The following is a 21,230-nucleotide window of genomic DNA, read 5'->3' as shown; positions in this document are numbered from 1 at the left end:
TAGAAACAAAAAATGAAAAAGGTTTCTGATTTATAGATAGAATTTTTCTAATTCAGATGAAGTCAATGGTTTGCTAAAGTAGTATCCTTGTACGATATCACATTGGTGGTTTATGAGAAAATCGATTTGATTTTTTGTTTCTACTCCCTCTGCAATGACAAGGAAATTCATATTATGACCCATATCGATAATGACTTTGGCTAAAGAGCCTTTGTGAATAGGATGACTGATATCATCAATAAACGTTTTATCAATTTTAATGGTATCAATAGGCAGTGATTTCAAATAACTTAACGAAGAATAACCTTTGCCGAAATCATCTATCGATATTTGAAAGCCAAGCTTTTTAATATTAGCTAATTCCATTTGGGCTAATTCAATATTTTGCATAATGCTTTCCGTTATCTCTAACTCGATTTTTTTTGGATCTATTTCTAGTCTTACTATTTCTTTTTGTAGAAAAGAAATGAAATCAATGTATTGAAATTGTCGAGCAGAAATATTGATAGCAAGTTTTAAATCTTTTTTTCCTTCTCTTTCCCATTTCTTTTTCTGCGCAAATGCCTCCGTTATGACCCATTCTCCAATCGTTAATATTAAATTGGATTCTTCAGCAATTGGTATAAATTCATCTGGAGACAAATAGCCGTATACCGGGTGTTTCCAACGTAGGAGAGCTTCAACACCAAATATGCTGCCTGTATGGATATTTACTTGTGGCTGATAGTATAATTCTAATTCTTTGTTTAAAATAGCTTTGCGTAGTGCCATCTCCAATTCCATCTTTCTTGCGCCTTTTTCTGCAATGGAAGCGGAGTAAAATTGAAAATTGTTTTTCCCGTGATCTTTGGCAACATACATGGCTGTATCAGCATTTTTTATTAATGATTCTTGATCTTTTCCATCTGATGGAAACATGCTGATGCCAATACTTGGTGTAACGAAGAATTCATCTTGTTTCACTACAATAGGATAAGAAAATTGGTTTATTATTTTTTGGGCAGTCTCAGCTGTTTCTAATTTTGTTTTGTTTTCTAATATGATTAAAAATTCATCTCCCCCGAGACGGGCAACAAAATCATTTTTGTCGATAGCTGATTGAAGGATAGTAGATACTTCTTGTAAAATGATATCTCCTGTTCCATGTCCTTTCGTATCATTTATCCGTTTAAATTGATCTAAGTCTAAAAATAATATGGACATTGCTTCCACTTCTTGGTTATAGAGTCGATCATTTAAATGATGCATACAACTGTTTCGATTCGGTAATTTTGTCAGCGTATCTATAAATGCTAATTCCTTAATTTTTAATTCCGCCTGTTTCCGGGATGTGATATCTCTTCCAACAATCAAAACAGCTTCTTGTCCTCCAAAAAGAATTGGCATGCAATTGATTTCTAAGAATACGTTTTCCGCTAAGTCTTTCGTTAATTCAACTTCCATCTCAACTACATTTTGATTTAATTTTTTGCTTTTTTTATATTGTCGAACGATATTTTGATAAGTGGCTTCAGAAAGTAAATCTTTTACTGCAAGCCCCTGTATGGAATTATAGTCTTTTCCTAACATTTTGATGCCAGCCTTATTTATATAATGAAACTTGTAATCAACTGTTACTGCAACAATGTCTGGTGATATATCGACCAATTTACTAAATTTATCTTCATTTTCTTTGCTATCTGTTATATCAATTAACACGCTTGTAAACTCAGTCATCTCCCTAGTCGATTTGTCAAACACAGCGATGCCTCTATCCTTTATCCAGCGAATCTTCCCATCTGGTTTAATAATACGATAAGTGCTGACAACGACATCTTGATGGGTTAGAAGCTCCGCTCGTTCTACTAAAACCTCTTGATCAGCTGGATGGATAACGTCTTTCCACAAATTATGATTTTTATAAAATGCCTCTGATGAATAACCATAAATAGCTTCAATCCCTGCAGTGACCATTAATTTATTTGTTTTTAAATCATGAAACCAAATCGCAATATCCAAAGTGTCAAAAATAGATTGTAATTTTTTATTGCTTTGAGCAAATTCGCCGAGTATGTAGGTGAACTTTTTTATTAATTGATAAAAAACATATAATAAGCCACTAGTAATAATTAATTGCAGCAGAATAAACAGCTCTTTATTTATTGATGCAGCAAAGATGTTTAAAATCACAGATAAAAATACAAAAAAACAAATGGCCACCATCCATTTTGTTTCACTGTGTTTATAATCCATAGAAGAACTCCTTACTTTAATTGATCATATTTATGTCAATAAAATTTTTATTAAAACAAATATGTATGGAACAAAAATACTTCTCCCTTAATATCCATAATTCCATAAAGTTAAACTCTTGACAATAAAATTTTAAATATATGTTTACTTAGAATACACTTATTAGGATTCGTTTATTATTTTTATTTTTGAAATCTCTTTATGGGAGGAAGATAGTGAGGATATATGCATGTGGAAATGGACATGGGAGTAAAACCAAATCAAAATCTTTTAATATTCACTTCCATTTTTAAATATAAGTCAGATGGAAATTCAATTTTCACACGAATAAAAAACCCAAACAATCATACGAAATAACTCAGCAAGATTCGTAGATTATTTGGGTATAGCTTTGACAGGAAAACTTAGTTTAAACCATTCTATCTTAATTTAGATTCGTTGATTCCACATGAACACGGGGCGTATTCCAGGTGTCAAACCATTTTTTTGTTGCAGCTATAATAATGATAACCCCTAATATTAGCATGATAATTGATAGTACGGCATTAAGCACATTATAACCTGACGCTTCTGGGTTTAAATAAACGTTTTTAACCATCCACACCCCAGCATAATTTACTGTTACAAATAAATATGCCATCGGTATGAGGCAAGTCAGCATATATCTACGTTTATCAGCCATTTTTAAAATAACGGTTGCTCCAACAATCAGCCCGATCGTTGCCATGAGCTGATTAGAGACACCAAATAGTGCCCATACCGAGCTAATATCTCCTGAGAATAAGAGATATCCCCACATTAAACATGCTAATGCACTTGCGAAAATAGAACCAGGCAGCCAATCCACTTTTTTTAATGGTTTGTAGAACTCACCAAGAAAATCTTGAATTAAATAGCGTGCAGTTCTCGTCCCTGCATCAATGGCTGTTAATATAAAGACAGCTTCAAACATAATCACAAATTGGAAGAAATAAGATGCTAGATGGGAGAACCAAGAAATTTCTGTGAAAATATATGACATTCCAACAGCTAAGGTAACTGCTCCTCCCGTTCTTCCTTCTAAATCAATGCCGATTTCACGACTTAGTTCTGGTAAGTTTGTAACACTCATACCAAGTGTTCGAAATACTTCTGGGCTGGAATTTATTGCGAAATAATCTCCTGGATGAAGAGCAGTTGCAGCAATAAGGGCCATAATCCCTACTAAACATTCGACAAGCATCGCACCAAAACCAACGACTTTAATATCACTCCACTTATCAAGCATCTTTGGTGTTGTGCCAGAGCCGACAAAGGCATGAAATCCGGAAATAGCACCACATGCAATCGTAATGGAAATAAACGGCCATACTGGTCCTGCGATAACTGGTCCCCCTCCATTTACAAATTCCGTAAATGCAGGAAATTCAATAGCGGGGTTAATAATAAATACACCAATAATAAGGGCGATAAATACACCGATTTTCATAAAGCTACTTAAATAATCTCGCGGTGCCAATAACAGCCATACAGGTAGTGCAGCTGCAAAGAATGCATAAATAGGAAGAATAATAGCTAATGTTTTTGTATCAAGTGTTAACCAATTTCCCAGTACGGTATCTTGGATCATTGGTCCCACAAACACACCTATCATTAACAGAATAAATCCAATGGTTGTGCATAGTTTGAGATTACCTGTTTTCTTATAAAATATGCCTACTCCCATCGCAATCGGGATCGTGATCCCTACCGAAAATGTTCCCCATGGATTTCTCTCTAAAGCATGTAGAACTACCATCGATAAACCAGCCATAGTAATGGTAATAATAAATAACATAGCAAGTCCTGTACAAAAACCTGCAACAGGGCCGAGTTCTTCCTTTGCTACTTCAGATAATGATTTGCCCTTTTTTCTCATACTCGCAAATAATACCACTGCATCATGGACAGCTCCTCCGATAACAGCCCCAATTAATAGCCAAATCAATCCAGGCAAATACCCGAACTGTGCAGCTAGAATAGGTCCTACAAGAGGACCGGCTGCTGCTATTGCTGCGAAATGATGTCCAAAGGTAACCCATTTATTGGTTGGTACATAGTCCTTTCCGTCATTTAGTTCATGTGCTGGTGTTTTTTCTTTATCGTTAAGCTTTAATACTTTTACTGCCATAAAAGTTCCGTATAAACGATAAGCAATCATTAAAATACAAGCAGATGCTATAACGATTGTAACCGCATTCATTTTTATCTACCTCCTTTAATGATTTTATTATAAAAAATGTAAAGGATAAAAAAACGTTTTCATGGTAAAATGCAAAGAAAATTAGCTGAAATGCAAAAATGACTGGATAAAATACAATATCCAGTCTGTATGATTATAAATGAAATTTACTTAAAATCCGAATAATTGTTTCACCTCTTTTGTATAGTTTCTACTTAAAGGCACTTTCTCGCCATTATTCATGCACAGTAAATACGTAGAGTTAAACCATGGTTCTATTTCACATATTTTTTCTTTATTAACTAAATAAGACCGATGTACTTTCATAATAGGACTATTTACTAACTTTTGCTCTAATTGTGTTAATGTAAAAGTAATGACCAATTCCTCTTCTTCTGTAATAAGTAATGTTTTACCATTTTGTGCACTTATATAGACGATTTTATCTAAATCAATAATCTTTATTTTGTCATTGGCTGTGACAGCTAACTTATTACTTTGAAGGGGCGATTTGTTTACGCTTTTTCCTATTGTTTCTTCTGTAGTTTGACTCCGCTTATTTTGCAGCTTTAAAATAGTTTGATTAATTCGTTCTTCTTCAAACGGTTTTAATATATAATCGACAGCATTTACGTCAAACGCTTGAAGTGCATATTCATCATATGCAGTTGCAAAGACAATTTCCGGACGATTTGCGGTGTGCTTTAACTGTTCCGCTAAATTCATTCCATTATCTTCTCCAAGTTGAATATCTAAGAAAATAACGTCTATTTTTTGATTATCAATTATGTACAGAGCTGTCTCCAAATCATCACACTCGGCCACTATCTCTATTTTGCTGCTTCTTTTCAAGAGATACTTTAATTCATCTCTTGCTAATGGTTCGTCTTCGACAATTAATGCTTTAATCATCTACTTCCCTCCATATACTTGGTTCCTTAGAAGGCAATGTAATCATCACCTTCGTTCCTCTATTCGTTTCACTTTCAATGGTGAATTTCCCTTTCTCCGCATATAACTTTTTCACTCGTTCCTGAATATTCCAAAGCGCCGTACCAGTTCCTGTACTGGAGGAAATATTTTTTTGGCCAATCATGTATAGAGTATCTTCACTCATTCCTTTCCCATCATCTTCTGTAATTAACACCATCCTATCTTTTTCTTTATATGCACATATTGTAATAGTCCCAACTGTACCTTTGGAAAAGCCATGACGAATGGAGTTTTCTACTAGGGGCTGTAATGTAAACGGCGGAATAAGGACCTTTTTTAGTTCGGGCTCTACAGACTCTTTTAAAATAAACTTATTAGGAAATCTCGCTTCTTCTAATGCTAAAAAGGCATGGACATGCTCTAATTCTTGACTTAAAGGAATCAGCATATTTTTAGATCCTTGTATGTTGCTGCGGAAATAAGTACATAATCGTTGGATCATCTGCCGCGCTTTTTCTCCATCTGTGCGAATTAGCGCAGAAATAGTGTTCATGCTGTTAAACAGAAAATGAGGATGAACTTGTGCTTGTAATGCTTTAATTTCAGCATCCTTCCATAACTTTTGTTGTAATTCTGCTTCTGCTAATTCAAGCTGTAAGGAAAATAACTTGCTTAACCCTTCTGCCAAAGTATATTCTACTAATTGAATGTTTTTGGGATTGGCAAAATATAATTTAAGGGTACCGACAGTTTTATTGTTTGCTTTCAATGGTAACAAAATGGCAGCGTGCAGCGGGCATGTTTGATTGCTGCATTGAATCTCGTCTTTCTTTTTCGCAATAAGAATATTCCCTTCCCTTAACACTTTTTCTGTTAATTTGGTAGAAGTTTTCTCTAATGGAATATGATGATCCCCGCCTAGCCCCTCATGTGCCAAAACAATGGATCTATTAGTTATGGATACTGCATCAGCGTTGGTAGCTTTTAACATAATTTTAGCAACCTGCTTGCTAGATTCAGGATTCAGTCCTTGACGTAAATAAGCAAGCGTAGATTGAGCAATATTTAAAGCAATATTGGTTTGTGCTGCTTTCGTTTTTTCTTCTTCTAACAGAATGTTTTGAATGATGTAGATAAAAATCAGCATTCCAAACCCATTAATGACAATCATTGGAAAAGCAATAATTTTGACGAGTTCGAATGCAAGCTCAAAAGGTGTTGCAATCAAAAGGATAAATACCATTTGAATAATTTCCATGGCGATGCCGATATTCACTGCTTTGCTTGCAGAATCCTGTTTAATGGAGTATTTCCTTCCAAGCAGCCCAGTCAATAATCCAGCAGCAATGGTAGATAATCCACAAGCAATTGCAGTGAATCCTCCTAATGTTAAGCGATGAAGGCCAGCTATTAATCCTACTCCAAGGCCAACTAATGGGCCGCCAATCATTCCGCCAATGGCTACCCCCATAATTCTTGTGTTAGCAATAGCGCTTGAAACATCTAATTCATGCTGCCATGTATGGGTGCTAATACTTCCTTTTAATATTTCGACTCCAGTATAATTACTAATTATTCCGAAGACGCCAAAGATAAGTATTAACGAGAGTTTATCGTGCCATTGTGATTCATGATGAATAATCGATCGGAAAATCTTTATTCTTGATAATAAGAAGGCAAAAATAACTAAAATACCGACTCGTTCAATCATTAGTGGAAGTAATTGGAGCAATTTATTCCCCCCTTCCTATTTTACTCAACATCATTATAGTAAATTCCTAGATTTATAGAAAGCCTTTTCAAGTATGTTGTTACGCTCTCTCTACATTTTCGTTTTGATCCCTTCCTGTGATATGATTATTTAATAGCAGTGAAAGGTTGGATGAAATTATGGCAGCAAAAAAATATTATGTTGTATGGAATGGTAGAAAAACAGGGATTTTCTCAACTTGGGCGGAATGTGAAAAGCAAATAAAAGGTTTTAAAGGTGCTTCTTTTAAATCTTTTCCAACTTTGGAGGAAGCAGAAAAAGCCTTTAAACAAGGTGGGAATATATCAAAATCAGCATCCAAAAGTACTTCCACTCAAAAACAATCTATTCAAACATTGGCGCCGATTGAGGAAAATAGCATTTCTGTTGATGCAGCTTGTAGTGGTAATCCTGGAATGATGGAATATCGAGGCGTTGATACGAAAACAGGAGAAGTAATTTTCCATTATGGTCCAGTATTCGGTACGAATAATATTGGCGAATTTTTAGGAATTGTACATGCATTAAGTCTTTTGCAAAAACAAGGCAAGAACACCACCATATACAGTGATAGTATGACGGCGTTAGCTTGGGTACGTAATAAAAAGGCAAATACAACATTAGTAAGAGATAAGCGTACAGAAGAATTGTGGCAATTAATTGAACGTGCCGAAAAATGGCTGAAGGAAAATAACTATTCAAATAAAATTCTAAAATGGGATACGAATAAGTATGGTGAAATCAAAGCAGACTTCGGTCGTAAGTAAGGCTGTTGTTAATAGATATAATAGATGATGGGAAGAACTTGGTGGTTTTCCAAGTTCTTTTTCTATTCTTCGTTAAATTAAAGTTTAAATAATATTATTTATGGTGAGATATTCTATTTAATTTACTAATTATTCACATTGGTCTGATAGTATTATAGAATAGATAGAGAAAGTAGCTAGTTTATAAAGTTACTTCCCGTTTGACGGGGATAAATGTTAATTTACATAGGAGTGAATTTTTTTGACAAAGAAGGTATATTTTAATCATGATGCCGGAATTGATGATCTAGTTTCTCTGTTTCTTCTATTACAAATGGATGAAGTAGACTTAATTGGTGTATCAGTTATTCCAGCAGATGGCTATTTAGAACCAGGTATCAGTGCAAGTAGAAAGATTATAGATCGATTCGGTCACGGACCAGTAGAAGTTGCCAGGTCTAATTCTCGCGGAGTTAATCCATTTCCGAAAGAATGGAGAATGCACACGTTTTATGTAGATGCCTTGCCGATTTTAAATGAAAGCGGTGAAGTAATTACCCCTGAAAGTGAACTTCCAGCACATGAACATTTAATTAAAACAGTAAGGGAAAATCCAGATAAAACAACACTCTTATTTACTGGACCGCTGACAGATTTAGCAAGAGCAATTGAAATTGCTCCAGATATTCAAGAAAAAATTGAAAAATTAGTCTGGATGGGCGGAACATTCTTAGAGGTTGGTAATGTACAGGAACCTGAACATGACGGGACTGCTGAATGGAATGCTTTTTGGGATCCTTGGGCAGTAGCAGCTGTTTGGGCTAGTGATTTACAGATCGAAATGGTGGCGTTAGAAAGTACAAATCAAGTTCCACTAACCATTTCTGTCCGCAATCATTGGGCTTCATTAAGAAAATTTACTGGAGTTGATTTTGTTGGTCAATGCTATGCTGCATGTCCCCCTCTTGTTCATGTAGAAACGAACTCTACCTATTATCTTTGGGATGTACTAACAACAGCAACAATTGGAAAAAAAGAGCTAGTTAAAATGAAAGAAGTTAAATCAATTGCTATAACAGAAGCGCCGTCCCAAGGGAGAACTTTAATAAGTGACACTGGCCGTCCTGTTTCTGTTGTATATGATGTAAAGAGAGATGACTTTTTCGCGTACATTACAGACTTAGCAAAATTGGCGAAAAATAATTTATAAAAAAATATCAGTTCCTATTTAAAAAAATAGGAACTGATATTTCAAAGCAGTCTTCTCAAAATTCAACCAACGTTTCCATTATCTTATCCTCGATCTCTTTTCCCTTATCTTCATCCGTTAGATGGTTTAATAAAATGGAAAAAATATATTTATTACCTGATTTGCTTTCCATGTAGCCAGATAATGAACTTACAGAGGTAAGAGTCCCCGTTTTAGCGAGTATTTTTCCTTTAGTATTCTCAGAATTCAATCGATGGCGCAGTGTTCCGCCAATCATTTTTTCTTCGTGACCTGATACAGGTAATGATTGACTAAATGTGGAGAACCATGGTTGTGCTTGTATTTCATATAAAAACAAACTTAAGTCGGTTGCTGAAATAAAATCTATTGGTGATATACCTGATCCATCACGGATAAGCATCTTAGTTGGATCAAGATGAAAAGCCGCTAATTCTTCTTCTAGAGCCTCGATCCCTTTTGCAAAGCTTCCTTCCCCTTTTTTGACTACTCCCAATTCCTTGATTAATGTCTCAGCAATTGTATTATTACTTAATTTCAGTAAAGGAAGTAGTAATTCCCGGAGAGGAATAGAAGAATGAGTAGTAAGGATAGAAGCGATTTGTGGTGTTCTTCCTTTTTTGACAACCCCTTTCCATTGTATTCCTTCTTTCTTTAATGCCTGTTGAAACACATCTAATGTATAGCTTGTAGGATCATCAACAGATACCCACTCTTTTTTTAAGGGAGTGTCAATTGGCAGGTTTCCTGTTATTGTTACTACTTTACTGTTATGTTCTCTGTTAACTTTTAAACTTGCAGCAGATTCTTTATCTGCTGTAATAGCATTATTGACAATTTTAATTTCGCTTGTTCTTGGCAAAGTATTGATTATTACTGGTTCATTTTTTTTCTTACCAGGTTTTATTTCAAGCAATACAGTCCCTGCGTCATATTCTTTATCTGGTGATAGTGTTAAAGCGGAAATTTTGGCCCCATAATAGGCAGCTTCATCACTCCATGCCAAATCACTTGAAAAAGGGATGTTGTCATACCAGGAGTCATCGCCTATTATGTCTCCATCTATATAACTAATCCCTTTTCTTTTAATTTCTTTTGAGAGTTTTTCTAAATCAGAAGCTAAAAGGCTTGTATCCCCATTCCCTTTTATGTATAAGTTTCCTTTTAAATGACCATCTTCTACTCTTCCATCTCCATAAATTTCCGTAATAAATTGATAGTCTTCTCCTAAAATGTTCAATGCTGCTGCTGAAGTTAGTAACTTCATATTAGAAGCAGGCGTTAGTCGCAAATCAGCCATATGTTCAAAAATAATTTTTCCTGTTTCTTGTTCGCGAATACTGATTCCTGCTAAACTTCCTTTTAGTTCTGGTTCTATATTTAACAGTGATTCAAGTGCCGTGGCTAATGTTGCTTTTTTATGGTCTTCTGCTGCGAATACTTTCGGTGAAAATGTGTTAGGTGTGCTTCCAGACAAGAATATAGAGAATAACATTACTACTACTATTCCCTTTTTCCATAAAGTCATCTTCTCACTCCTTATATTTCTCCTTGATAAAAGTGCATTGAGTTGCTAAATGTATATTATCTCCAGGAATTGCAGAATTATCCGCATAATTAATTAAAACTGACAACCTGGACAATAAAAACACTTTTTAGAAGATACCTTTATAAATACTATTTTGTGCTGACACCTTGGACATATTTCTCCTTCTCTATCATATACTTTGCAAAGCTCATCATATCCTCCGGTTTTTTTATCTCCTGCATAAAGGGGATGCTCCATATAGCCACCCATATTAGTAGCCGCTCTTAATATTTGCAGAATGGAATTATAGAGCTTTTTTTGCTCCATTTCTTTTAAATCCTCTAATTTTCGAGTTGGTAAGATTTGCGCATCAAAACAAATTTCATCGGAGTAACAATTGCCAATACCTGAGATAAAATGTTGATCAACTAATTTAAGCTTTATTGTCCCCTTCCTAGAGTTAATCATGTTTTGAAAACTGTTTTCAGTAAAAAGAGGTTCAAAAGGATCTGGACCTAAGTCGTTCAGCCTTTCTTTACATTCTTCAAGAGTTAGTAAATGTAGATAACCTAATCGGAGTCCAATAAAATATAAGTGTCTTTCTCCGAATGTTAGTTGGATTTGAATGGTTCTATTTGGTTTTTCTTTTTCGGTTCCAAAAAACATCCATCCACCTAACATTAAATGCAATAGCAGAACCTTTTGATTGGATAAGTAAAAGAGTAGATGTTTCGCACGCCTTTCCACGCGAAGAATAGTAGTATTCACTAATTGATTCTCAAAGGATTGTTTCGTAATATTAATGGACTTTTCTCGGTTAACGGCTATCGAGGTAATGGTTTGGGTGGTAATCAATTTATTCAATAAGATTTTATAGTTTTCCATTTCTGGCAATTCTGGCATTTATTCATTCTCTCCTTTTTATTTCCTCCCTTATTTTTGCCAAGATCATAAAAACTATTTATGTCACTTTTAAGAGCAATATATAAAATTTTAATCTCTTTTATAGTTGAAAATCTTTCTTATATTCACGAAATGAAGATGACTGGTTGTATCAGTCTCTATAAATCCTTATTTTCCTTAATAAAAATAATTATCTTCTTTATGAACTAAACATCCAGACCAACTCATGGATTAATTGTTTATTTTCCTCTCACCAATTACTCACCAGTGACCCTTATTCCTTTTTGAAGTATCATAGCTTTGCTTGTTAAACTAGTTCTTCGTCCCAACTAGTCCAACATGTTTCTACAAGTCGGAGGCGGACAGTTTAGTTGATGGATCAATGACCCTCGTACACCTTACAACTACCTACTGATAAAATAGACTCTATTAAAAAAGGTCAACCAGCAAAAACTGGTTAACCTTATAAAGCGAACACACCGGTTAGTATAAGCGTAATACGTATATCCATTGTGATATTAAATGCTAAATTAGGTAGCAACTTAGCTTATTTCTAGCTATTTTATTAATTTTTGGTTTGTCTCATACCAATTCAATGATTTTCGTTCAATTTCCTTAACAAGATAATTCTTTCCATTTATGTATGATTCAATATCATAGGGGAATTGTTGAGCCAATTCTTCTTTTCTGTCAGCATATTTCTCCATTTCGTCTGTATGTAAGACTAAATAATCACGAAAAGCCAAGTGTCTTTTTATTTCATAACTTCCAGTTTGATAAATGTGAACGTGATGAGTGCGATTTTCCCCACCTTTTTGAAAATATCTCCGTTTAGGTATACCGTTTTCTCCTTTCGGCTCATAGCCAATTTCTTGCATAAAAATTTTATATTTATCAACGGTGTTAATATCTCTAACGACAGGCATTATGTCTATTATTGGTTTTGCCTTTAACCCTGGAACAGAGGTACTGCCTATGTGATGTATATCTACAATTTCATTTCCGAAAATTGTTTGTAATTTTGCCGCTTCCTCTTTAAACATTTGCTTCCATTTCTCATCATATGACAATACTTCTACCTTACGCAAGTTACTCCCCCAATCAACAATAATTTTCATTTTATCACACTTTTAATTATTAAAATTATTGAAAACAGTTTGTTGTAGCTTTCAAATATTGTTGGCTCAAAAACTATTTACAAATTCACTTTTTAAGTTAAATTAAATGAACTTGTTTTGAAAAAAGATTTCAAAACGAATTGATTCTTTATGAAACACTTATAATTTTTATAAAAATGTTCAATTATTTAATTGTTCTTTTTTATAATACGCAACACTTTTTACTGCATATTCAATTGCTGTACCAAGGAAAATTAAAGATAATAAAAAATCTATCCAACGATTCAAGCCGCTTGACGATATTCCTAGAAAAATTAGCCAGAAAGCAGCTGCTGACCAAAAGAAAAAACGAAACATTGGGTGAAGAAATAATTTTGTAATGGACCTAGACATACTATTAACACCTCCCACTAGAAAACTCTCAATTAACAGACTCGATTGTTAAACTGTTACAATCCGTATCGTCAGTGTAATGGAATCAAACGTTAATAAAGCTACTTTTGTGATATAAAAAGGAAATGTCCTTCCTATAAGTAGTATACGGAATAATAACATATAAGGTTTCAAATATCTCTAATATTTAATGCTATAGGTACTTTGTGGATATATTTAGTTAGAGTATCCTGCCATTATTTTAATAAGAAAAAAGCCTTTTCTCTAATTACAAAGCCCCCTTAATTGAAGAAGAATTAACTTAGAAGCTTGTTAAAAATACTTTCCCCTTTCTTTCTTTGGAAGATTCAACAACGTCAATAGCCGTTTTTATATCCAGAAAGTCGTGCATAGAATCTACCTTCTTAAAATGTAATTTTCTCTGATCCAATAGTCTTATCAAGTGACTAAAGGTCTCGTGCCATTTTTTTGTAGGGACATTCTTATTCCAATTACGCAAATGAAACATATTAGCATTCACTTTAGCTTTATTTACAATTTCTGCCCAGTTTACTTGTATTCCAGATAAAAGCCCTATGCTTAAAAAATTCCCATTAGGATGTACACAAAAAGCCAAATCGTTTCCAGATGAACCTCCAACACAGTCAATGGCAGCATCCGCACCAATTCCATTTGTTAACTCCATAATTGTACTATAAAGTGGAACTTTAGAAGTATTAATAACATATGATGCACCAAGTTGTAGTAGGTCTTCTGTATGTTTATTATTTCTAGTCACAGCAATTAATCGAAAACCTAATATCTTGGATAATTGGGCAAAAATATGCCCAATAGAAGACCCACAAGCATTAACCAGCAAAACATCATTGGAATTTAGTTTTAAAATTTCCGTACAAGTCACCCACGCTGTAATGGGATTTATATACATTTGTGATGCGGTAAAATGATCAATGGAATCAGGTATTGGAACTGCAAATTCTGCAGACGTCCTTACAAGTTCTTGCCAAGTACCTTCCCCTCGTAATGGTAAAACACGTTTCCCAATATAATTTTTGGAAACTAAAGGACCTACTTCTTCTACAATCCCAATTCCCTCATAACCGGGAATATTAGGCAAAGAAATTCGATGTGAATATGCTCCTCTAATTGGAATTAAGTCAGAAGGATTTATAGGTCGCGCTAGCATCCGTACAAGGATTTCATTATCTTTTAATGGTTGTATGCTTTTATATTCAACTTTTAACACTTTTTTAGGACTGCCGAATTCGTAGAATTTAATACATTTCGTATTCAAAATTATTAAAGCTCCTTAAAATAATTTAGATTTCTTTATTATACCAGCTTAAACTAACCTCCGTTTGTGATACAAGAAGGCTTTTTTCATCTATTACAGTGTCCGTAAGTGATTTAAGCATAATTTTTAATATAATTTTGGAAATCCATCCTTTATTTCATAAAAACAAGACTACATAACAGCAGTCTTGTTATATTACAGCCAGTTTAATTTTATGTCATCTCTTATAAAACTAAGTTCCCTTTAGCGAATAAGAAAAGGCAGCCAAATTGGAGCTGGATTTTAACTATTCCACACTAGTGAAAGAAGGAGTTCTATGTCTATAGCTGTTTTTTAGACCCTTCAAATGGAGCTGTTTTTTCACATAGTAGGTTCAACCTGCCAAAAGGACGGCCGTAAGAAAAATGATTTGAAGAACCGTTCGGGGAATCAGCTTAGGTACAGGTCTCCCCCCTATCGTTAATTTGTCTCTGGCCGCCCGGAAGTTTGCGGGGAACATTGCCAATAGCAGCACCGCTAATCCTAAAGATGCTACTTTGGATGTGGCCGGAAACAAAATCCCGATTGCTCCGGCTATTTCAAGCAGTCCTGTAGCCGTCACAATCCAATCCGGTCTGGGAAAAACAGGCGGTACCATACGGATTAAATCCGGACGCTTTGTCCCCCAATGAGCAGATGCGGTAACTAGCAGCATGACGGCAACTGCCCCTTGAAGCGAGGCATGCCATCCTTCGAAATAGAGTACTCCAATCAAGCCCATAGCCTTGAACAGCAGAAAAGCTGCGACAAGTACATAAAATGGTATCATGTAAATCCCCCTTAGAATCCTTTAGTTATTATAAGATATAAAGTAACGAGTGCATTAGCGTTGTAATAAAACCGCAGACGGCTATAAGTAAGAAGCATCCTGATATGCCTTAGAGAGAATGCCGTTTTCGGTGCATTCCTCACGGAATGAATCATTTTAAGCTGCTGAAGAATAAGAATTCAGCCCAAATTATCCCTGTTAAAACTAATAAATAAGAGCGACAATATAAGTCAGTTAACCCTGGCAATGGCTTTCCTGAGCGTGCAGCCATTATACTCCCCGAGCCACTAAGGAGTGGAAGAGCTAGAACCGTAAATATATAATTGGTCAGCAGTACGTTTTTGACTGCGCTATGAGTTTCAACTGTATTCTTCGTCAAATTCTCCCTAATTTCCAACAGGCAGCCATAATTATATTTCCAACCATCAATACGACTCCCGTTAGTGCACCGTTAACCATAAGCTCATCTTGATTATCCCTTCACGCCCTTTATGGGGATTTTAAGATATCGATAATAAACGATGAGAAATCTGCGGCGCTAAAAACAGAGGAAACAGATGGTATCGTGGACCGGACACGAAGCCCAATTGTCAGAAGAACGAACATTTCAGCTGTTTTGCCTGCATCAACTGATTCCAAAATAACGCCATGCCTTTGACCTGTCTCAATCCACTGTCTAGATAAGAATACAGAACGTTCATAATACCTCTTGAGCGCTTCTGAAATAACCGGCTTCTCTTCCTTTCCAAACAAATACATCAGCAGTTTGTTCGTTACATCCGCATCTGCATAGGCCAAAATACTCTCAAATATTTTTTGATATGGCTCGTCAAATGATCGGCTTCCTTGCTCCACCACGTTCATAAAAAGTTCATTCGTTTCTTCTAACCGCTCTTGTAGCACCCACACAAAAAGTTCGTCTTTGCTCTTCACATAATGGAAAATGGCCCCCTTCGACAAGCCTGATCTGTCCATGATGTCCTTCATCGTAATCGAATCGCAGCCTTTTTCCCGTATCAGCTCTTTAGTCTTCTCAAGCAGAAGTCTTGTTGTTTGCAGTCTTCGCTCATCTTGCTTCAAAATCAACCCTCCGTAATGTAAAATTAATATTTCGAATATATCGAATATAACATACCGACCATCGGTTTGTAAATTGTTTTTAGAATCTTCTAGTAATAGCTTTGCGCAGCCTGTAACAATTTCCATCTGAATATAAATAAAACTATATATTCAGATTGTATTTATATTGTTAGAAAATTGGTATAAGGTCATCTGGATTTACCCAGTTAACAATGTCGGAATTTATCATCCATTCAACTTGTTTATCTCCCCAATAGGAGTTTTTCTCTGCTCAAATCGCTCCCGGTCTTAAAATGATTAAGTCGAGTCCCTTCTCTTTATAATTATTTAGAATTCTTTCAGATGGGGCTTTAGTCTTAATGTATACTTCCGGATGACTTTCTTTAATTGGTGAATTTTCATCAAAAGATCCCACTATTGGCTCGCCGTAAACGGATAAAGTTGATATAGGTACAAATCTCTTTATACCTGCTTCTATTGCTACACTCGCTAAATTTTCCAACCAATTACATTTGAATTCATCGCTTTCTCTAAATCCTCGCCTAAATAAGCCGCACAATGAATAATAATATCAATATCTTCAGCTGCTTCTAATAATGAAACTCGATTCCTATATTAAAAGCCCAATTTCTCAGGTGAAATTGGGCTTTTTTCGTTACTTCAGGAAAGGGCTCGATTGAGTAAGATTATTACTGTAGGCTTGATATGAGAATTACTTATTTAAGAATTTGCTATTCGTTTAAATTAGAAAGATACTGCCTCCTTAATCCAAAGTAAAATAGGATCTGCAACAAAATATACATTCCTACCACTAATAATGCCTGCATCATCGTATAATTGATTTTTGAGTAGTTGGTATTAATTAATGCAATATAATACATTGCCATAGTGATACCAAACAGGGTTGGCACAAAAAATATAAGTTTCAACTGTTTGGTCAAATGCTTTTTCATCTCACGGTTGGTGATTCCGATTTTTCTCAGAATAGTGATTTGCAACTTTTCTTCGGCTATATCTGTTACAATTTTATAAAGTAGCACAATACTTGAAGAAATTAGAAGTAATGAGCCTAAAAAGGCCATCGAGAAATAAAAAACGCCATTTACTTCTTTATCTCTTTCTACTTTTTCCATTTTAGAGAAAGGTCGATATGCTTCCAGCATGGTCTTTTCATTTATCGGTCCGCCTAAAAAAGATTTGTTCTTCCATATTTCTTCATCAGCATGATTTACTTTTCGTAATGCATCGAGTATTCCAGAGAAAACTTTGTAGTTATCACCGTTAGAAAGATTTATTAAATGATACTTGGAAGGATCGCTATAATCGCTTTTTCTTTTGATCATTTCATAGTCTTTATCATTTACTACATAAGCGTGATATGTTGAATAGGCATTGGTATATTCTAAATTTGTCAATTGAGCTTTTTCATTCAATATATGTTCTTTAGGGACAATAAATAGATCCGAAGCAGGAACACGATGAAAGAAGTCTGAAGAATCCATCGTAATATTTGTATCATTAAATTGTTTACCTGGGCTTTGAATACTTTTTCTATTCATTAAAAACATTATATCTTCAGTAGGTTTTGTTTGAACCTCTCCACCATCAAGAAAAACATCTAACATGTATCCTCTTTGTATGTCTTTGTTTGTCCCCATATGCTTGTTGTAATTGCTTTCACTAATAATCACACTGTTAGAATACGTGCGTTCACCCGTCTGCACTTTATGATCCTTCATTTTGTATATCGGTAATGAAAGATAGTTTAAGACAGTATAATCCTTAATCTCTCCTCCATTATCTTCGATTACTTTCCGTATCTCTTCCTGCGAAATATGATTATATTTATCGTTTTCGACGAACATAAAGTCATATGGTCTTTCCAAATCATTAAATGTAACCGTATTTTTATGAATCGTATAACCGGTTCCAATCAAAAAAATGCCGATAGACACCATCAGAGTAACGACATAAAGAATCGTCCGGTATGATAAAAAACGGTGCTCCAGATTGGAAAGAACCAACAAATTATTATTGTAACTGCTTGGGTATTTACGGATGACCGAACGAAGTGTACTGATCAGCGTACCGATAATAAAGAATGGTCCAACTAATGTCGCTATGGCACAAAATGTAAAAATCACTTTCTTTCCATCAAAGATGTCACCTGTGTATATTTTCGGCAAGAGATATAATGCTATAGCAAAAACAATAATGGATATAAAACCTATAATAGGATTGGAAGCAGTAGCTATCTCTTTTTTCGAGCTCGATTGAATAACTTCAATAATTGAAAGTTTCGTCAAATATCTCTCTGTAAAAAATGTACTGATAATAAAAATAGGTAAGAAGACAGTGATTGTAAGAAAAAAAGTATTAAAGCTGATGCTATATTCAATATTTACTAACACTTTACTTAGTATTAAATAAAACATCCTAGAAAAAAGCAAACCAGCTGCAATTCCTGTTGACAATGAGATAGAAATAATAATAATATTTTCTCGGCGAATCATTTTTTTGAGATCTCGTGTCGTCATTCCCAATGTCAAGTATACCCCGAACTCTTTTCCTCTGAATTTCACAAAAAAGGTTTGTGTATATGAAATAAAGATAATACAAAACAGCACAAGAGCAACAAATGTAAAATTAAGAATGTTTTTTATATTAACAGGGATACTATCGTTAAAATACAAAGTCCCATACATAAATAAAACGGCTACAATAAAGCTGTTTACTAGGTAAAAAGAAATATAACGGGTTAAATTGTATTTTAAATTTTTATAAACGATGGAAGAGAAATTCATTCATTTCCTCCCCCAATCATACTTTCTGCTTCTAAAATTCGATCGAAAAATTCCTTTCTGTCTCCATTCGATGCAATTTCCATCTTAATAGCTCCATCTTTTATAAAAATGATTCTTTTGCAAAAAGATGCGGCGAAGGGGTCATGGCTAACCATCAAAACCGTGCTGTTTTTTTCCTCATTAATTTTTTTTAATGTGTTCATAATGTTTTTTGAAGACTTCGAATCGAGATTTCCCGTTGGTTCATCGGCGAATACTATCGCCGGATCATTAATTAGTGCTCTTGCCGCGGCAGCTCTTTGTTTTTGTCCCCCAGAAATATGATAAGGATATTTATTTTGGATATGTTCGATTTCAAAAAAGGCTACAAGCTCTTTAAGCTTTATGTTGATTTTATTGGGGTCAACTTTATCTAATATTAAAGGTAGAGCAATATTTTCAGAAATAGTAAGGCTATCAAGTAAGTTAAAGTCTTGAAATATATAGCCAACACTTTGTCTTCTAAATAAAGCCATTTCCTCCATTGATAATTCAGTTATATTTTTATCTTCTATAAAGACTTCTCCAGAAGTGGATTGATCAATTCCCGATAATAAATTTAACAGGGTAGTCTTTCCACTTCCGCTGGGTCCCATAATTCCAACAAAATCTCCACTATGCACACAAAGATTTATTCCATTTAAGGCAGTAACTTCTTTTGCTCCTTTAAATGAGTTATACACTTTTGATAGATCATTTACTTTTAAAACTTCCATAGTAAAATCCTCCAATAATTCAAAGATTGATTACCTAAAGAATATAGGGAGAAGCAGGAAGTTAAAATCGATTTTCATCTCGCAATCTTACAGTTTTGCAAGAAAAGTAATTTGCACAGTAGTTCCTTTGTCTTTTTGTGATTGAATTTTTATTTTATGTCCTAATCGGTCAGAAATAAGTTTCACCATATAAAGCCCAATTCCTGTAGCATTTCTGTCGCGTCTTCCACCTTCGCCAGTAAAAAAAGGATCAAATACACGGTTGATATCCTTCTCATCTATACCAATTCCCTCGTCCCTAATTGAAAGAATGACGTAGTCTTCTTCTTCTATTGCTTGAATAACGATTGGTTGGTTTTTCTCTGCAATAGAATACTTAATAGCATTTGATAAAATTTGTTCAATCATATATTGAGCCCATTTTTTATCCGTTAAGATTTCCAATGCATCTGGAATATATACCAGAGGATGAATACCTTTATACCTCATTTCTCTTCTTCTTTCATTCAGCGCTTGATAGACAAGCTCTTTTAATGGCAATTGTTGAGCAATAAAATCACTTGAAAATTCTTCAATTCTAAGTAAATTTAACGCTTCCTCCAAATTCTTTTTTAAAATATCATTTTCATCTTTGATATCTTCCATATATTCATCATTTTCTCTTTCGGAGAGGCTTACTTCACAAGCAAGGTGAATGACGGATACAGAGGTTTTCATATTGTGAATCCATTGAGAAAATAGGGCATTCTTATGGTTCTGTTTCACTTTATTGTCATAGAACTTTCTGTTATATTCCTGATGGACTTCGCGAAGGGTAGTAAAGACAAGTTTGGCTTTGTTATTCATAAAATTAGTGGTATAGTTAGGACTTTTCCGACCATCCTCGATATCGTTTGCAAATTTATGATAATTATAAATTTCGTATCCTAAATAAAGGATGAATAGGACACTACTCAATAGAATCGGATATAAAAACTCTTCAGTGCCTAGTAATAGCACATAGAAAGATACGATTAGGAAAGTATTAATGATGTAAACAAAGATGATTACTTTCTTATCTTGTATCACATTAGTAATCAGTTGAATGAAGGACATAACCTAATCCCCTTTTGGTTGTGATGACATGTTCGAGGCCTAATTCTTTTAACTTATTCTTTATTCTAGAAATATTTACATTAAGTGTATTTTCAGCCACGAACTTGTTATAGTCCGTCAACGCATCAAATAAGGCATCTCTACTGACCAGTTTTCCCGAATTTTGCAACAATAGTTTTATGATTTTATATTCATTCTTTGAAAGTTCTACTGTTTGATTTTCATATTGCAGCTTTAAACTGTCTTCTAACAAAATCAGTTTTCCATCTTCTATTTTGTTTTCATCATCCGAAATATGCTTTGTTCGCCTTAAAATGGCATTTATCTTCGCCAATAAAATTCCTACACTGAAAGGTTTTGTCA

General features: G+C 34.5%; 18 protein-coding genes. 2 read left to right on the top strand and 16 right to left on the bottom strand.

Annotation, left to right across the window (positions count from 1 at the left end):
- Window positions 1–30: 30 nt before the first annotated feature.
- The 4 genes from BCI01S_RS00090 to BCI01S_RS00075 all read right to left on the bottom strand — a co-directional run bounded on the left by BCI01S_RS00090 (window position 31) and on the right by BCI01S_RS00075 (window position 7,097).
- Window positions 31–2,232 carry a sensor domain-containing protein gene (locus tag BCI01S_RS00090; RefSeq protein WP_061795911.1) on the bottom strand — a complete coding sequence of 734 codons (2,202 nt, stop codon included), beginning with the start codon at window positions 2,230–2,232 and terminating at the stop codon, window positions 31–33.
- Window positions 2,233–2,656: 424 nt separating this feature from the next.
- The gene (cstA, locus tag BCI01S_RS00085; protein WP_061795909.1) at window positions 2,657–4,453 is read right to left on the bottom strand and encodes a carbon starvation protein CstA; all 1,797 of its coding nucleotides are present in this window, start codon (window positions 4,451–4,453) and stop codon (window positions 2,657–2,659) included.
- Window positions 4,454–4,603: 150 nt separating this feature from the next.
- On the bottom strand, window positions 4,604–5,344 hold the full coding sequence (locus tag BCI01S_RS00080; protein WP_047944629.1) for a LytR/AlgR family response regulator transcription factor: 741 nt from the start codon (window positions 5,342–5,344) through the stop codon (window positions 4,604–4,606).
- Entirely contained in the window at window positions 5,337–7,097 is a 1,761-nt protein-coding gene (locus BCI01S_RS00075; RefSeq protein WP_082809977.1) for a sensor histidine kinase, read from the bottom strand. Before BCI01S_RS00075 ends, BCI01S_RS00080 begins: the two co-directional genes overlap by 8 nt.
- Before the next feature lie 158 nt (window positions 7,098–7,255).
- Between BCI01S_RS00075 and BCI01S_RS00070 the strand changes: the two genes are divergently transcribed.
- Both BCI01S_RS00070 and BCI01S_RS00065 read left to right on the top strand, forming a co-directional pair.
- Entirely contained in the window at window positions 7,256–7,882 is a 627-nt protein-coding gene (locus BCI01S_RS00070; RefSeq protein WP_047944630.1) for a ribonuclease H1 domain-containing protein, read from the top strand.
- 241 nt (window positions 7,883–8,123) lie between these two features.
- Window positions 8,124–9,071, top strand: a complete 948-nt coding sequence (locus BCI01S_RS00065; protein WP_047944631.1) for a nucleoside hydrolase — start codon at window positions 8,124–8,126, stop codon at window positions 9,069–9,071.
- A 55-nt stretch (window positions 9,072–9,126) separates the two neighbouring features.
- Here BCI01S_RS00065 and dacB read toward each other — a convergent pair whose 3' ends face one another.
- The 12 genes from dacB to BCI01S_RS00005 form a co-directional block, all read right to left on the bottom strand.
- Window positions 9,127–10,617, bottom strand: coding sequence for a D-alanyl-D-alanine carboxypeptidase/D-alanyl-D-alanine endopeptidase (gene dacB, locus BCI01S_RS00060; RefSeq protein WP_047944632.1), 1,491 nt, complete (start codon window positions 10,615–10,617; stop codon window positions 9,127–9,129).
- A 93-nt stretch (window positions 10,618–10,710) separates the two neighbouring features.
- Window positions 10,711–11,520 (bottom strand): Fpg/Nei family DNA glycosylase, encoded by an 810-nt coding sequence (locus tag BCI01S_RS00055; protein WP_047944633.1) that lies wholly within the window; start codon window positions 11,518–11,520, stop codon window positions 10,711–10,713.
- Between the two features lie 557 nt (window positions 11,521–12,077).
- Window positions 12,078–12,608 carry a GrpB family protein gene (locus BCI01S_RS00050; RefSeq protein ID WP_172885236.1) on the bottom strand — a complete coding sequence of 177 codons (531 nt, stop codon included), beginning with the start codon at window positions 12,606–12,608 and terminating at the stop codon, window positions 12,078–12,080.
- Between the two features lie 210 nt (window positions 12,609–12,818).
- Window positions 12,819–13,031, bottom strand: a complete 213-nt coding sequence (locus tag BCI01S_RS00045; RefSeq protein WP_047944635.1) for a hypothetical protein — start codon at window positions 13,029–13,031, stop codon at window positions 12,819–12,821.
- A gap of 301 nt (window positions 13,032–13,332) precedes the next feature.
- A complete protein-coding gene (locus BCI01S_RS00040; RefSeq protein WP_369988345.1) occupies window positions 13,333–14,328 on the bottom strand; it encodes a zinc-dependent alcohol dehydrogenase family protein in 996 nt (331 codons plus the stop codon).
- A gap of 370 nt (window positions 14,329–14,698) precedes the next feature.
- Window positions 14,699–15,085 carry a DoxX family protein gene (locus BCI01S_RS00035; protein ID WP_369988344.1) on the bottom strand — a complete coding sequence of 129 codons (387 nt, stop codon included), beginning with the start codon at window positions 15,083–15,085 and terminating at the stop codon, window positions 14,699–14,701.
- 537 nt (window positions 15,086–15,622) lie between these two features.
- Window positions 15,623–16,213, bottom strand: coding sequence for a TetR/AcrR family transcriptional regulator (locus BCI01S_RS00030; protein WP_061795907.1), 591 nt, complete (start codon window positions 16,211–16,213; stop codon window positions 15,623–15,625).
- A 271-nt stretch (window positions 16,214–16,484) separates the two neighbouring features.
- Window positions 16,485–16,715 (bottom strand): NAD-dependent epimerase/dehydratase family protein, encoded by a 231-nt coding sequence (locus tag BCI01S_RS00025; protein WP_053215808.1) that lies wholly within the window; start codon window positions 16,713–16,715, stop codon window positions 16,485–16,487.
- A gap of 229 nt (window positions 16,716–16,944) precedes the next feature.
- Window positions 16,945–19,017 carry an ABC transporter permease gene (locus BCI01S_RS00020; RefSeq protein ID WP_047943468.1) on the bottom strand — a complete coding sequence of 691 codons (2,073 nt, stop codon included), beginning with the start codon at window positions 19,015–19,017 and terminating at the stop codon, window positions 16,945–16,947.
- Window positions 19,014–19,772 carry an ABC transporter ATP-binding protein gene (locus tag BCI01S_RS00015; RefSeq protein ID WP_047943467.1) on the bottom strand — a complete coding sequence of 253 codons (759 nt, stop codon included), beginning with the start codon at window positions 19,770–19,772 and terminating at the stop codon, window positions 19,014–19,016. The genes BCI01S_RS00020 and BCI01S_RS00015 overlap by 4 nt, the downstream gene beginning before the upstream one ends.
- Window positions 19,773–19,859: 87 nt before the next feature.
- Window positions 19,860–20,867 carry a sensor histidine kinase gene (locus tag BCI01S_RS00010; protein WP_047943466.1) on the bottom strand — a complete coding sequence of 336 codons (1,008 nt, stop codon included), beginning with the start codon at window positions 20,865–20,867 and terminating at the stop codon, window positions 19,860–19,862.
- A partial coding sequence (locus BCI01S_RS00005) for a winged helix-turn-helix domain-containing protein (protein WP_167555716.1) occupies window positions 20,842–21,230 on the bottom strand: 389 nt, incomplete at its 5' end. The genes BCI01S_RS00010 and BCI01S_RS00005, both read right to left, overlap by 26 nt.

This window comes from Niallia circulans NBRC 13626 (assembly GCF_001591585.1).
Taxonomy (GTDB): domain Bacteria; phylum Bacillota; class Bacilli; order Bacillales; family Cytobacillaceae; genus Niallia; species Niallia circulans.
Note: the sequence above shows the minus strand (reverse complement) of the source record. Positions and strands in the feature narration are given on the sequence as shown.

Bases quoted from the DNA above. Each gene is read 5' to 3' on its own strand.
- BCI01S_RS00070 (WP_047944630.1), top strand. From the start codon at position 7,256: ATGGCAGCAAAAAAATATTATGTTGTATGGAATGGTAGAAAAACAGGG.
- BCI01S_RS00055 (WP_047944633.1), bottom strand. From the start codon at position 11,520: ATGCCAGAATTGCCAGAAATGGAAAACTATAAAATCTTATTGAATAAA.
- BCI01S_RS00080 (WP_047944629.1), bottom strand. From the start codon at position 5,344: ATGATTAAAGCATTAATTGTCGAAGACGAACCATTAGCAAGAGATGAA.
- dacB (WP_047944632.1), bottom strand. From the start codon at position 10,617: ATGACTTTATGGAAAAAGGGAATAGTAGTAGTAATGTTATTCTCTATA.
- BCI01S_RS00045 (WP_047944635.1), bottom strand. From the start codon at position 13,031: ATGTCTAGGTCCATTACAAAATTATTTCTTCACCCAATGTTTCGTTTT.
- BCI01S_RS00035 (WP_369988344.1), bottom strand. From the start codon at position 15,085: ATGGGCTTGATTGGAGTACTCTATTTCGAAGGATGGCATGCCTCGCTT.
- BCI01S_RS00090 (WP_061795911.1), bottom strand. From the start codon at position 2,232: ATGGATTATAAACACAGTGAAACAAAATGGATGGTGGCCATTTGTTTT.
- BCI01S_RS00010 (WP_047943466.1), bottom strand. From the start codon at position 20,867: ATGTCCTTCATTCAACTGATTACTAATGTGATACAAGATAAGAAAGTA.
- BCI01S_RS00020 (WP_047943468.1), bottom strand. From the start codon at position 19,017: ATGAATTTCTCTTCCATCGTTTATAAAAATTTAAAATACAATTTAACC.
- BCI01S_RS00015 (WP_047943467.1), bottom strand. From the start codon at position 19,772: ATGGAAGTTTTAAAAGTAAATGATCTATCAAAAGTGTATAACTCATTT.
- cstA (WP_061795909.1), bottom strand. From the start codon at position 4,453: ATGAATGCGGTTACAATCGTTATAGCATCTGCTTGTATTTTAATGATT.